Consider the following 12,177-nt stretch of genomic DNA (forward strand, 5'->3'; position numbering starts at 1 on the left):
TATTTGAAAGAAACTGTTGTATAATACGAAAAGACGAATCTTACGTTCCAATTATTTTTATTTCAAAAAGAAATCCCAATTATTTAGCAGATAATCAAATAAGCAAGAGGTAAGGAGAATAGAATGAGAGAGAAGTATGAAAGTCTTTCTGCAGCAGTGTTGCGTGAACTGGCGAAAGCAAGGGGAATGAAAGGAATTTCTACCTTAAAGAAAGCTGAATTAGTAGAAGCTATGCTGGCGGAAGATGAAAAGGAAGCAAAGGTGCAGGAAGCAAAGAAAGAAGCAGAAGGTACAACAGAAACTACGGAGCAGGTAGCAGAAACCAGAACCTATCGCGCAGAACGTCCGCACCGGGAAAATGCAGCGAGGGGACATGAGGGCGAGATGCGTCGAAGCACAGTAAGACATACACCGGATGAGCATATTTCGGAAAAAGATGAAACGGAGCGTGTGGCAGAAGAAAACAAGGACTTAGACAGCGGTGTGAAGGCACATGGAATTCTTGAAGTTATGCCGGATGGATTCGGATTTATCCGTTGTGAAAATTATCTGCCGGGAGAGCATGATGTTTATGTTTCTCCATCCCAGATTCGTAAGTTCAATCTGAAAACCGGAGATATTGTGACCGGAAATACCAGAATTAAGACACAGGCTGAAAAATTCTCTGCATTATTATACATTACTTCTATTAATGACCTGCATCCGTCAGAGGCTGTAAAGCGGAAGAATTTTGAAGATTTAACTCCGATCTTTCCGGATGAGAGAATCCGGCTTGAGACAAGCCATAGTGCAATGGCAATGCGAATTGTAGATTTAGTATCTCCGATTGGTAAGGGACAGCGTGGAATGATTGTTTCCCCACCAAAAGCAGGTAAGACTACATTATTAAAAGGTGTGGCACAGGCAGTAAAGCAGAATAACCCGGAGATGCATCTGATTATCTTATTAATTGATGAGCGGCCGGAGGAAGTTACCGATATTAAGGAAGCAATTGAAGGACCAAATGTAGAAGTTATTTATTCTACCTTTGACGAATTGCCGGAGCATCATAAGAGAGTATCCGAGATGGTAATTGAGAGGGCAAAACGTCTGGTAGAACATAAGAAGGATGTTATGATTCTCTTAGACAGTATTACAAGACTTGCAAGAGCATATAACCTTACAGTTCCGCCAAGTGGAAGAACCTTATCCGGTGGTCTTGACCCGGCAGCCCTCCATATGCCGAAGCGTTTCTTTGGTGCAGCACGTAATATGCGTGAGGGCGGAAGCCTTACGATTCTTGCAACAGCACTGGTAGATACCGGAAGCAAGATGGATGATGTTGTTTACGAGGAATTTAAGGGAACCGGTAACATGGAACTGGTGCTTGACCGTAAGTTATCTGAGAAACGTGTATTCCCTGCAATTGACATTGTAAAATCCGGTACAAGAAGAGAAGACCTCTTACTGACACAGGAAGAGCAGGAGGCTGTATTTATTATGCGTAAGGCAATCAATGGCATGCGTACCGATGAAGCGGTTGAGAGCATCTTGAATATGTTTGTCCGGACGAAAAACAACCGGGAATATATCCAGACTGTAAAAAAGACAAAATTTGTTTAAAAACACTTGCATAACAGCTTTTCCTATGCTACAATAAATAAGCTGTTTATTCGGAAACTAAACAGTATCGCACTTAAATTAGACAAATGTCGTAATTGCGAAGCAATTCATATATGAGAGGTGAGAGACATGAGAGAAGGAATCCATCCAGATTATTATCAGGCAACAGTTACATGTAACTGTGGTAACACATTCGTAACTGGTTCAACCAAAGAGGATATTCACGTTGAAATTTGTTCCAAATGCCATCCATTCTATACTGGACAGCAGAAAGCTAACCAGGCTCGTGGACGTATTGAGCAGTTCAATAAGAAATACGGCATGAAATAGAAATTGCACAATGTGACTGAAAGATAAGGTTGAGGTTTCTAATCTCAACCTTTTTTTAGAAACAGGAAGAGAGGTCACACATGAAATATTCGGGAATCGGTGGACAGGCAGTTTTAGAAGGCGTAATGATGAAAAATAAGGAAAAGTACGCCGTGGCAGTCCGGAAGCCGGATGGAGAGATTACCGTTGATACCAAAGAGTATTATGGACTGATTAAAAACAAGACATTGCGGAACATTCCAATTTTACGTGGAGTGTTAAGTTTTGTGGAGTCTTTGACACTTGGAATATCAACGCTTACATATTCCGCATCTTTCTTTGAAGAGGATGAGGAAGATACCAAAGCAAAAAAGAAAGAATTATCAAAAGAGGCAGCAGCAAAAAAAGAAAAAGCAGAAATGGGTATTACTGTTGCATTTTCCTTTGTACTTGCCATTGGAATCTTTATGATTCTGCCATATTATCTTTCTTTGATTTTTCAGAAATTTATTACATCCCATGTGGCACTGGCGCTGATTGAAGGTGTCATCCGAATGATGATTTTTTTGGCATATATTGCTTCAATTTCCTTAATGAAGGATATCCAGCGTGTATTCATGTATCATGGAGCAGAGCACAAATGCATTAACTGCATTGAACATGGAATGGAGCTGAATGTAGAAAACGTGAGAAAGAGTTCCAGACTGCATAAGCGGTGTGGTACAAGTTTTCTCCTGTTTGTAATGATTATCAGTATTATTTTCTTTGCATTTATTGATGTAAAGAGCCGGATTTTGAAGGTAGTGCTTCGTTTGCTGCTGATACCGGTGATTGCTGGTGTGTCATATGAATTTATCCGGCTTGCCGGAAAAAGTGATAATCCGGTAGTGAATTTCTTAAGTAAACCAGGATTATGGTTACAGAAGCTCACTACAAGAGAACCGGACGATTCTATGATTGAGGTTGGTATTGCTTCCGTGGAAGCAGTATTTGACTGGAAAAAATATTTGAGCGAAATGTAAAAGAAAAGGGCGTAATATATGACTTATAGAGAGGCAGTGGAATTTGGTACAAAGTGTCTTACAGATGCAGGAGTGCCGGATGCCGCACTGGATGCATGGTATCTTTTACAGATGGTATGCAAGATTGAGCGCAGTTACTACTACGTTCACGGGGAAGAAGATATTACACAGGATGCTCAGAAGGAATATGAGATTGCAGTACAAAAACGCGCCGAACATATTCCGTTACAGTATATTATTGGAGAACAGGAATTTATGGGGCTTCGATTCAAAGTAAATTCCAATGTTCTGATACCGCGGCAGGATACCGAGACTTTAGTGGAGCAGGTATTGAAGATTGTAAAGCCGGGGATGAAAGTATTAGACCTTTGTACAGGGTCTGGTTGTGTATTGATTAGTGTGTTGAAAAATGCACCGGAACTTACCGGTGTTGGAAGTGATATTTCGAAAACTGCATTGCTGGTAGCGAAAGAAAATGCAAAGATGCATGAAGTGGATGCGGACTGGATACGCAGTGATTTATTTGATAATATTACCGAGACTTTTGATGTAATCATGGCGAATCCGCCTTATATACCGACAGGAGAGATTCTGTCACTGATGCCGGAGGTACGGGATTTTGAGCCGGAAAACGCATTGGATGGCGGAGCGGATGGTCTTGATTTTTATCGGAAGATTGCCGGACAGGTAAAGGATTATTTGAATCCTGGCGGATATGTTTACATGGAAATTGGTTATGACCAGGGAGAAGCAGTCTCTGAGCTGATGCGTAACTCTGGATTTACAGAAGTTGAAGTAATCAAAGACCTTGCACGAAATGACCGTGTGGTAAAAGGGAAAGGAAATTAAAATGTTTGATCGTTTAGAGGATTTATTGATTCGTTATGAAGAGTTGATGAGTGAGTTAAGTGAACCGGATGTGGCAAATAATCCGGAGCGTTTTCGTAAGCTGATGAAGGAGCAGAGCGATTTAACTCCTATCGTGGAAGCTTATAAAGAATATAAACAGTGTAAGCAGAATATTGAAGATTCTCTTGCTATGCTGGACGAAGAAACAGATGAAGAGATGAAAGAACTTGCCAAAGAGGAATTAAATGATTCCAAGGCAAGAGTAGAAGAATTAGAGCAGAAACTGAAAATTCTTCTTCTTCCAAAGGATCCGAATGATGATAAGAATGTCATTGTGGAAATCCGTGCCGGTGCCGGCGGAGATGAAGCTGCTTTATTTGCAGCTGAGATTTATCGTATGTATGTCCATTATGCAGAGAGCAGACGCTGGAAAGTTGAGACGATGGAATGCGAAGAAATCGGAATCGGTGGAATGAAGAGTGTTACTTTCATGATTACTGGACAGGGCGCTTACTCTGTTATGAAATATGAATCTGGTGTACATCGTGTACAGCGTGTACCTGAGACAGAGTCCGGTGGACGTATCCATACTTCTACTATTACAGTAGCAGTAATGCCGGAAGCAGAAGAAGTAGATGTCCAGATTGATGAAAAGGATATCCGAATCGACGTTATGCGTGCATCCGGAAACGGTGGACAGTGTGTCAATACTACAGACTCTGCAGTTCGTCTGACTCATTATCCAACCGGAATTGTAATCTACAGCCAGACAGAAAAATCACAGCTGCAGAATAAAGAGAAAGCATTTGCACTTTTACGTGCCAAATTATACGACATGGAATGCCAGAAGGCTCATGATGCAGAAGCAGAAGCCAGAAGAAGCCAGATTGGTACCGGTGACCGTTCTGAGAAGATTCGTACTTACAACTTCCCACAGGGACGTGTAACCGACCACAGAATCAATCTTACCCTTTACAAACTGGACAAGATTATGAATGGTGATATCCAGGAAATCTTAGATGCGCTGATTGCAGCAGACCAGGCAGCAAAATTGGCAAAGATGAATGAGAATTAATATGAATTAGTAAGAATCAAGAAAAGCGGTCTTTTGGTTAGGTCAAAGGATTGCTTTTTTCTTGCTTTACAGGAAATTGCTTTCCTGTAAAGTAAAAAACGCTTCGCGAGGATGCGCACTGCGGCGTATAAGGTAGATGTCGCAAGCGACCGCCGCAGGTGCGAGAATGTGCCAAGGTACATTCTTTGTTGTGGGTATTAGGATACTTTGGAGAGTCAAGTATTAGAGTCTATAAGAAAAACAAGAATGGAAGAGTAAATAGAAATCTCCCTTTTTACAAAAGTGTGTCTGATGCATACTAACTCATAATTATACGAAACACCACTCTTTTATTCATTTTTCTATTCACTTCTTACTAATGGGTATTCATTTTTACTTTAAGTTGTCGTGCAATTTATTAGAATGGAATTTTTGAAAGAGCCAGCATCTTGAATGGGCTGACTCTTTCAATGTCACCTGTAATTGACAAACTGGAAGTTATAAACATCTTTGCAAATATACCATATCTATTAACTGTACACCACACTCATAAATTGGGTGGTCATAATTGTCCGTAAAGAAATTCGGAATATTGTGAGATCGGACAAATCCGCATTTTTCATAAAACGGTACGGTCAACGGGCTGTCACCTGTTCCAACCTGCAAAATAGAATATTCATCTGAATATTTACTTACAAGGAAGTCAATCAATGCTTTCCCATAGCCCTGTCCTTGATTCTGAGGATCAACTGCAATATTTTTAATTTCAAGTATTCCATTATCTTCATCAGTAACGACACATTCAGCTTTTACATTACCATCTTCAAGTACATACATAGTACCTTTTTCAAGATAGTGATCAATCATATTTTCCTGCTCATCAGCTAATAACAATAATGCTATAAATTGCTTTTTATTCTCATTCACTTCTCGGATTTTCATATCTATTACTCCGTCAAACTAGAATTTTACGGTCTATCAGACTTTTTATTTACAGTTGTACTATCGTTTCATTTCTCGTCTTGCCTTAATCTTTCCTAAAAGTCCAGAAAGATACATTGCAAGGACTATTAACATACCACAATCTAACCCAAGACCTGCACTTGCTACTCTTTCATAGACACTTCCAGGTGTATCTAGTCCTGTAAATTCAATAATCACAAACGCAATCGTTCCTATTATTGCAATAACCGTAAGTACAAATAACTTTCCTTTAATTTTTTGATTAATTGTCTCTGTATAATCAGATAATTTCAATACTGTTTCTTTTATTTCTTCATTCATATTCTCGCTTTTTCTTTCTCCATCAATGATTTCAGGTATACTAACATCATAAAAATCAGCCAATTCAGCCAACAAACTAATATCAGGCATATTAGAACCTGTTTCCCATCTAGAAACCGTTCGGCCTGAAACTTTTATCTTTTCAGCAAGCTGTTCCTGTGTAATATTCTTTTCTTTCCTAAGCTCTTTTAAAAAACGTCCAATCTTTTTCTGATCCATACTGTTTCCTCCTTTCATTGACAGAGTAATATTATTCTACTAAACATAACACGACACAAAGCGAGAAAATGCCGTATTTACGCTATTGGACAAATCTGTCTAGTATTATTTATATTGGCTTTAGCCCCAAGAACTTCAAGTTATCTTTTTCTTCCTAAATATCGGCATACTTTTAATTTGTATTGCAGGTACTCATTTCCGAATGCTTCTATCAAAAAATCTTCCTCTACATTGACTATCTGCAAATGAAAAAATACCACTGCAAAACCTGTGGCAAAGCAAAGGAACCAATTAAAGAACGAAAACAATATTCCTATATACATTAAATCAAAACCCAAAAATGCAGGATTTCTGCTAATAGAATAGATGCCCGCTGTTACCAAAATGGTCCTTTCTTCTTTTTGCACACCTGCTCTCCAATTCTCCTTCATCTGTGTAACAGAAACAATAAAAGCAAGTACACCGAACATTGTTATTACAACTCCTGTAAATTGCAACACAATATGTGCTGTTCCCGAATAAAACACAATACTGATAATCTGTATTACAGGAAGCAAATATGTGATTATTTTAAGAGCCACTTCTATAAATTTGACAAATCCCTCTTTTCCTTTTCCTAATTGATCTGTCTTTATGCCTTGCTTTTTCTGACTAATCAGCTTTGCAAAATAGCAGATGTAGAACACTGCCATCAGTGAAATTGTAACAATTTTTATTATCATCGTGTACCTCCAAATTCCGATTTGTATAACAGTAGTCTAACACACGTTGTTAAAAAATACTACAGCCAAGCCAATGTCTGTAATTTGCCCTAAAATTTCATTTTATGGAATTTGGACTACTTGATTTTCTAATTGCTTACGCAATTCGTGAAATGTATAATTATACTGTTGATACATCAGACACACAAATGTAAATAGGGACATAGAAATTAAAAATTAAAAATTTCACTTTACGTGATAATTAAATTGAAAAAAGACATAATTATGGTATAATTAGACCATGAATAGGAGGTGTACATTATGCCACAAATAATTCCAATTAAAGATTTGAAGAATACATCAGAGATATCTGATATGTGTCATAAAGCAGAGGAACCAATTTATATTACGAAAAATGGATATGGAGATATGGTAATTATGAGCATGGAGACTTATGAGTCAACCATGAGACAGATTGCTATGTACAGAGATATTGAAATATCTGAAAAGCAAATAGAGGAAGGACAGGTAAAGGATGCCAGAACTGCGCTTAGAGAAATGAGGGCGAAGTATGGCATATAAAATAAATGTTACTGAACATGCGAATGAACTGCTTGATAATCTTGTGTATCATTTAATTTATTGCTTAAGGAATGAACAGGCAGCAAAGCATCTGTTGGATAGTATAGATACTATCTGTGACAGGCTAGAGGTTAATCCATTTCAGTTCGCAGAGTGCAGAGATGCATATCTTGCTAAAAGAGGATATCGTGAGGCAGTTGTGTCACAGATGAATTATATTATCGTTTTTGATGTGAGAGCGGATGTTGTAAATGTAGTTGGTATTTTTCATCAGTTAGAGAATTATCAAAGTAAATTATAAAAAATGTGTTGTATTCATCCTACAAATTAAATTTAGTATAATAGAAATACTGCAAAGTAAAATTTAGTAATGGAAGATATTGCAACTAATAAAAATGACAGGTCTGTTAGTTCCGTATAAATAAAATTCAAGTCCCTATTTACATTTGTGTGTCTGATGTATCAACAGTATAATTATACATTTCACGAATTGCGTATGCAATTAGAAAATCAAGTATTCCAAATTCAAATACAATACCATAAGGCTTTCCAGATAATCTGGGAAGCCTTTTTATATTCATAGGGTGCATTTAAGGGTATGAATTTTGTTTATGCAAGGAGGTTCATGCCATGGCACTCACCAATGAAGAGCTACAGTATTTGATCGTAATGGTCCATATCTTGCTACCAAGAAGATTGGAAAAAATAATCCCAAAACTGAACAGATTGAGCAGGATAATAAACTGCGGATGGACTGGAATCGGGAGGTTGACAGAGCAATCATAAGTGATGTTCCTATGGATGAGATTTTACAGAAAAAAAGGGAACATATCACAGAACCGATAAAAAGGTCGATTGAACTGTATGGAAACAAACCACAACGATTAGCATTGATACTTAATATGGCGATTACGGAACTTGTACTACTGATATCGAAGGTGCTTGAAGCAGCCAGAACTATTCGGAATAAGATACTGCATACAGATGTTGAAAATGATATAATCATAACTTCTTTGGATTGAAATTGTAATATTTAACATAGTGCAGAGGGGCTGTAAAAAAGTCCCATTGTTACGAACATAATGCCGTATCCGGCATAACCTTAAATGCGACAGCATTTGTATAAGTCACGCATCATCATTCAGAACTTTGCCCAGTTAAAGGCACTTTTCAAAGATACCTGGGAGACAATTCCCGGCAACTGCGATACTTTCATTTATCTTGGAGGCAATGAGCAGAGTACACACAAGTATGTCTCGGAGCTTTTGTGCAAAGGGACGATTGATAAGAAGTCAAGCGGGGAGACAAAGGGCAGACAGGGAAGCTCTTCAAGAAACTATGATGTATTAGGAAGAGAACTGTTTACACCCGATGAGGTCAGAAAGCTGGATAACAAAAAGTGTATTATCTTTATCCGTGGTTTTGTTCCTATCATGGACAATAAGTTCATACCATTCAATCATCCGATGTTTAACCAGACAGCAGATGGCAAGGGAGAGCCTTATGTTCATCAGATAATGGGAGCAGATAATCTTATCGGTCCACCATTTGAGATTCTGTCAGATAAGGCAGTTAAGTATTATGAAAAACTGAAGGATAAGGGCGAGAATGTGTATATAGATTCTCTTACCTATGAGCAGTTTATGATGCTTGGTGATGCGGAATTAAGCAGAAGATTCTCAATGCAGGATGAAGCAGAGCAGAAGGCAAAGATTGACAGGGAGCAAGCAAATGAGCTTGAGTATGTCGATGAATCGCAGAAGTCTGATGCTGCAGAAAGTGCCAATGCGTCTAATGGAAGTACTGGAGCTAAGCCTGTAAGGAATCCTGAGAGGGAAAAGCCTAAGTGGGAGGATACCATCACAAACAGAATGCTACACTGGTCATATACACCGGAGCAGAAGGAAGAGGTGAAGAAAGCACTTGCTGCAGGAGTTCCGAAGGCAACGATTCTTACTTACTTTTATGCGGAGGTAACTGTGGAGAAGATGAGTTCATATCGGAATAAGCATTAAATGATATCGCATAGGCACAGGAATTATGTTATACTGTGTCTATGTAAATGAAAATGATGTTAAATTCGTTGATATTTTAGGTAAGTAAAGCGTACAACTAAATTTAAAGAATAAGTAGAATGAACACATTAATTGTTGTATAACGTTTTTATGCAATTAAGGGTTACAATTTCGATAGGAGATATTTATGAAAAAAATTATTTTTACTGTTTTTTCAATACTAATTATATTGACTACTATATTTTTTATTGCTATTGGAACAGTTCGTGATTCACGATACTATATATTGATTTTAGTTTATATTATTGTGTACAAAATTATTTTGTCATTTACAAATAGAAGCAAAAAAAAGTAAACAATATTTTTCAACATTAGAATTAAATTTTTTTGTATAATAATTATTATGGTTTTTATACAGAGAAATATATGAATAACTAAATGAATATATTATGCATGATGAGAGGTGAGAACAATTTGAAAGTTTACTATTTAGCGCTATCATTATTTTTAACGTTCTTCTTCGCACATCAGATAACGCATGTAATGTGCTTTGGCAGATATAGAGATAAAAAATGCAAAAAGAAAAAATTTTATTTTATCTATGGATTTTGGGTGGTATTTTTTGGAATATTGTGTACAATGATGGGTTCGGCATCAGGGGTGGATCATACATTTGATTATGGAATGAACTCCTTAGAATTGTATTTGGGCAAAAAAAATTATTTTGAGGGTAATGTTATTTATGCGGAAGATGACTATAAGCATAATGGTGATTTTATACTAGAGTATTATGTAAAAAATACAGAAGACATAGAAATAATATCAAAACAAATTGTGGAAGAAAATGTATTTATATTTAGAGCTTACAATTTAAGTGATATAAATGTTGTATGGAAATCGGTTGATGATGAGCTTTATGTTTATGGAGGTGATGAACTTTATGCAACTATAGATGTGGAAAGAAAAGGCTTGCTAGTAAAATTAAGTTTTTATTGGAATCAAGAAAAACTGAATCAAAACATGGGAGGATAAAAGTATGGCAAAAACAAAGATTGTAAAATTTATGTGTTCAATTGTGCTTGCGGTCAGTCTGGTACTTTCTCAAAGTTATACCGCAATGGCTTCAGGTTCGTCCACAATAACTGAGCAACAGTTGGGAGTTCTATTTGATGGGATGGAAAGCATAGTAGTACAGTTGGAAGAGATGGGATTGACAGAAGAGGATATAAGTGATTTATTTGGTGTACTACCAAGAGAAGACTCTTTTTACCATGGAGAAGATTGATGAATTGCATCAGGAAATTGAACAGCTTAAAACAGAAATACCGCCAGAAGATAATTCTTCCAGTAAGTTTGAGACACAGTTAGAAAGTATCATCAATATGGAATCTTTTGACAGAGAGAAAATCCAGAAGGTAATCAAAAAAGTGATTATCAATGGAGAGGACAATATAGAGATTGTATGGAATACAGATGATCCATTTTTCAGGTAAGATGGATGTTTAAAGAGTGTGGAGTGCCGAGAAAATGTGGCACTCCTTTCTTATGCAGGCATAAATATTGCTTTCAATATACTGCAATAGCAGGTATAATGGAAAGTGATATTTGAGGGTACAAAAAAATTAAATTTTTTTTGGTCTAGGGTTGACACGAGCAGGTTTATCAGTTCCAGATTCGGATATGCTGATTACATTAGCAGATGAATTGGATACTTCTGTAAGTGTATTGCTTGGAGAAACTGTAATGGAGTCAATGACAGATGACCTAAAAGCAATCTCTGAAAAATTAGAGGTAATTAATTTACAGTTGGCAAAGAGAAACATGGTCAAAGTAAAAACGATCCGTTGGATATTTATCTCGCTATGTGCGTTTATAGTGCTTGTTTTTATTGCTCTTGCGATTATGAAAAGTTCTTATCTAGGGTGGGATTATAATAACCCGGAATTTGCAGTTGCAGGAACAATATTACATGGATTTGAATTTGTCTTTGTGAGATTAGCGCCATTTGCTTTCATTGCTTCTGTTATTGGAATCGTAATTACCTATAAGAAGCGATAAATTCAAGTTTGTCAATTACAGGAGACATTGAAAGAGCCAGTCCATTCAAGGTGCTGGCTTTTTCAAAATTCAAATTTAATAAATTGCACGACAACTTAGAGTAAAAAAGAATACCCATTAGTAAGAAATGAATAGAAAATGAATAAAAGTGTGGGAAAGCGAATAAAAATGAGTTAGTATGCATCAGACACACTTTTGTAAAAAGGGAGAAATTCAATTGGAAATACTATTTGAAGAAGTAGAATATATAGATGAGGTGAGCACATATGGAACAGGAAACACAGGAGCAAACTAATAAGTTTAATAATAAAATCTATTATATTCTTCCAGAGTTTTCAGGTAAGAATGTTCCTATTATAGAAGTTGCTAAACTAATGGGAAAAGACCAGCAGTTTATTCGGCAGGGAATAATAAGGGGGATTTTGCCGATTGGAGTTGCATTTAAGAAAACAATCCCAAATGGTAGTTATGAAGGGAAAGAA

The 12,177-nt window shown here is 36.9% G+C and carries 15 protein-coding genes and 2 pseudogenes; 14 read left to right on the forward strand and 3 right to left on the reverse strand.

Annotation, left to right across the window (positions count from 1 at the left end; all coding sequences use genetic code 11):
* The first annotated feature begins 123 nt into the window (after positions 1-123).
* The 5 genes from rho (at position 124) to prfA (ending at position 4,857) form a co-directional block, all read left to right on the forward strand.
* Positions 124-1,602 (forward strand): transcription termination factor Rho, encoded by a 1,479-nt coding sequence (gene rho, locus DXB43_RS11470; protein ID WP_117699010.1) that lies wholly within the window; start codon positions 124-126, stop codon positions 1,600-1,602.
* Positions 1,603-1,731: 129 nt separating this feature from the next.
* A complete protein-coding gene (rpmE, locus tag DXB43_RS11475; RefSeq protein ID WP_022243129.1) occupies positions 1,732-1,932 on the forward strand; it encodes a 50S ribosomal protein L31 in 201 nt (66 codons plus the stop codon).
* 80 nt (positions 1,933-2,012) lie between these two features.
* The gene (locus DXB43_RS11480) at positions 2,013-2,933 is read left to right on the forward strand and encodes a DUF1385 domain-containing protein (RefSeq protein ID WP_022243128.1); all 921 of its coding nucleotides are present in this window, start codon (positions 2,013-2,015) and stop codon (positions 2,931-2,933) included.
* An 18-nt stretch (positions 2,934-2,951) separates the two neighbouring features.
* Positions 2,952-3,782 (forward strand): peptide chain release factor N(5)-glutamine methyltransferase, encoded by an 831-nt coding sequence (prmC, locus tag DXB43_RS11485; protein WP_117947619.1) that lies wholly within the window; start codon positions 2,952-2,954, stop codon positions 3,780-3,782.
* A gap of 1 nt (position 3,783) precedes the next feature.
* A complete protein-coding gene (gene prfA / locus DXB43_RS11490; RefSeq protein WP_117947620.1) occupies positions 3,784-4,857 on the forward strand; it encodes a peptide chain release factor 1 in 1,074 nt (357 codons plus the stop codon).
* A gap of 477 nt (positions 4,858-5,334) precedes the next feature.
* On the opposite strand, the gene DXB43_RS11495 is transcribed toward prfA, so the two are convergent.
* From DXB43_RS11495 to DXB43_RS11505, 3 genes are all read right to left on the reverse strand, one after another.
* Positions 5,335-5,778, reverse strand: a complete 444-nt coding sequence (locus tag DXB43_RS11495; protein WP_117840906.1) for a GNAT family N-acetyltransferase — start codon at positions 5,776-5,778, stop codon at positions 5,335-5,337.
* 60 nt (positions 5,779-5,838) lie between these two features.
* Positions 5,839-6,339 (reverse strand): helix-turn-helix domain-containing protein, encoded by a 501-nt coding sequence (locus DXB43_RS11500; protein ID WP_199535093.1) that lies wholly within the window; start codon positions 6,337-6,339, stop codon positions 5,839-5,841.
* 140 nt (positions 6,340-6,479) lie between these two features.
* Complete coding sequence (locus DXB43_RS11505; RefSeq protein ID WP_117947622.1) at positions 6,480-7,061, reverse strand: methyltransferase family protein; 582 nt, start codon at positions 7,059-7,061, stop codon at positions 6,480-6,482.
* Positions 7,062-7,361: 300 nt separating this feature from the next.
* Between DXB43_RS11505 and DXB43_RS11510 the strand changes: the two genes are divergently transcribed.
* The 9 genes and pseudogenes from DXB43_RS11510 to DXB43_RS11550 all read left to right on the forward strand — a co-directional run.
* Positions 7,362-7,622, forward strand: coding sequence for a type II toxin-antitoxin system Phd/YefM family antitoxin (locus DXB43_RS11510; protein WP_117699361.1), 261 nt, complete (start codon positions 7,362-7,364; stop codon positions 7,620-7,622).
* Positions 7,612-7,923 carry a type II toxin-antitoxin system RelE/ParE family toxin gene (locus DXB43_RS11515; RefSeq protein WP_117699360.1) on the forward strand — a complete coding sequence of 104 codons (312 nt, stop codon included), beginning with the start codon at positions 7,612-7,614 and terminating at the stop codon, positions 7,921-7,923. The genes DXB43_RS11510 and DXB43_RS11515 overlap by 11 nt, the downstream gene beginning before the upstream one ends.
* Positions 7,924-8,371: 448 nt before the next feature.
* Positions 8,372-8,644: a hypothetical protein gene (locus tag DXB43_RS11520; protein WP_242986327.1), complete on the forward strand. Its 273-nt coding sequence runs from the start codon at positions 8,372-8,374 to the stop codon at positions 8,642-8,644.
* A 105-nt stretch (positions 8,645-8,749) separates the two neighbouring features.
* Positions 8,750-9,637, forward strand: a pseudogene (locus tag DXB43_RS11525) (type IV secretory system conjugative DNA transfer family protein); the annotation flags it as partial.
* A 474-nt stretch (positions 9,638-10,111) separates the two neighbouring features.
* Entirely contained in the window at positions 10,112-10,669 is a 558-nt protein-coding gene (locus tag DXB43_RS11530; RefSeq protein ID WP_227700582.1) for a hypothetical protein, read from the forward strand.
* Between the two features lie 4 nt (positions 10,670-10,673).
* Positions 10,674-10,922 carry a hypothetical protein gene (locus tag DXB43_RS11535; protein ID WP_117840915.1) on the forward strand — a complete coding sequence of 83 codons (249 nt, stop codon included), beginning with the start codon at positions 10,674-10,676 and terminating at the stop codon, positions 10,920-10,922.
* Positions 10,909-11,130 (forward strand): hypothetical protein, encoded by a 222-nt coding sequence (locus DXB43_RS11540; protein ID WP_242986320.1) that lies wholly within the window; start codon positions 10,909-10,911, stop codon positions 11,128-11,130. Before DXB43_RS11535 ends, DXB43_RS11540 begins: the two co-directional genes overlap by 14 nt.
* A gap of 250 nt (positions 11,131-11,380) precedes the next feature.
* Positions 11,381-11,695 carry an XRE family transcriptional regulator gene (locus DXB43_RS11545; protein ID WP_242986319.1) on the forward strand — a complete coding sequence of 105 codons (315 nt, stop codon included), beginning with the start codon at positions 11,381-11,383 and terminating at the stop codon, positions 11,693-11,695.
* Between the two features lie 266 nt (positions 11,696-11,961).
* A pseudogene (locus DXB43_RS11550) lies at positions 11,962-12,177 on the forward strand (hypothetical protein); the annotation flags it as partial.

Source organism: Roseburia sp. OM04-10BH (assembly GCF_003462605.1).
GTDB classification, from domain to species: domain Bacteria; phylum Bacillota; class Clostridia; order Lachnospirales; family Lachnospiraceae; genus Roseburia_C; species Roseburia_C amylophila.

Bases quoted from the DNA above. Each gene is read 5' to 3' on its own strand.
- DXB43_RS11480 (WP_022243128.1), top strand. From the start codon at position 2,013: ATGAAATATTCGGGAATCGGTGGACAGGCAGTTTTAGAAGGCGTAATG.
- DXB43_RS11515 (WP_117699360.1), top strand. From the start codon at position 7,612: ATGGCATATAAAATAAATGTTACTGAACATGCGAATGAACTGCTTGAT.
- DXB43_RS11535 (WP_117840915.1), top strand. From the start codon at position 10,674: ATGGCAAAAACAAAGATTGTAAAATTTATGTGTTCAATTGTGCTTGCG.
- DXB43_RS11495 (WP_117840906.1), bottom strand. From the start codon at position 5,778: ATGAAAATCCGAGAAGTGAATGAGAATAAAAAGCAATTTATAGCATTA.
- DXB43_RS11545 (WP_242986319.1), top strand. From the start codon at position 11,381: ATGGAGTCAATGACAGATGACCTAAAAGCAATCTCTGAAAAATTAGAG.
- prmC (WP_117947619.1), top strand. From the start codon at position 2,952: ATGACTTATAGAGAGGCAGTGGAATTTGGTACAAAGTGTCTTACAGAT.
- DXB43_RS11500 (WP_199535093.1), bottom strand. From the start codon at position 6,339: ATGGATCAGAAAAAGATTGGACGTTTTTTAAAAGAGCTTAGGAAAGAA.
- rpmE (WP_022243129.1), top strand. From the start codon at position 1,732: ATGAGAGAAGGAATCCATCCAGATTATTATCAGGCAACAGTTACATGT.
- DXB43_RS11510 (WP_117699361.1), top strand. From the start codon at position 7,362: ATGCCACAAATAATTCCAATTAAAGATTTGAAGAATACATCAGAGATA.
- rho (WP_117699010.1), top strand. From the start codon at position 124: ATGAGAGAGAAGTATGAAAGTCTTTCTGCAGCAGTGTTGCGTGAACTG.
- DXB43_RS11540 (WP_242986320.1), top strand. From the start codon at position 10,909: ATGGAGAAGATTGATGAATTGCATCAGGAAATTGAACAGCTTAAAACA.
- DXB43_RS11505 (WP_117947622.1), bottom strand. From the start codon at position 7,061: ATGATAATAAAAATTGTTACAATTTCACTGATGGCAGTGTTCTACATC.
- prfA (WP_117947620.1), top strand. From the start codon at position 3,784: ATGTTTGATCGTTTAGAGGATTTATTGATTCGTTATGAAGAGTTGATG.
- DXB43_RS11520 (WP_242986327.1), top strand. From the start codon at position 8,372: ATGGACTGGAATCGGGAGGTTGACAGAGCAATCATAAGTGATGTTCCT.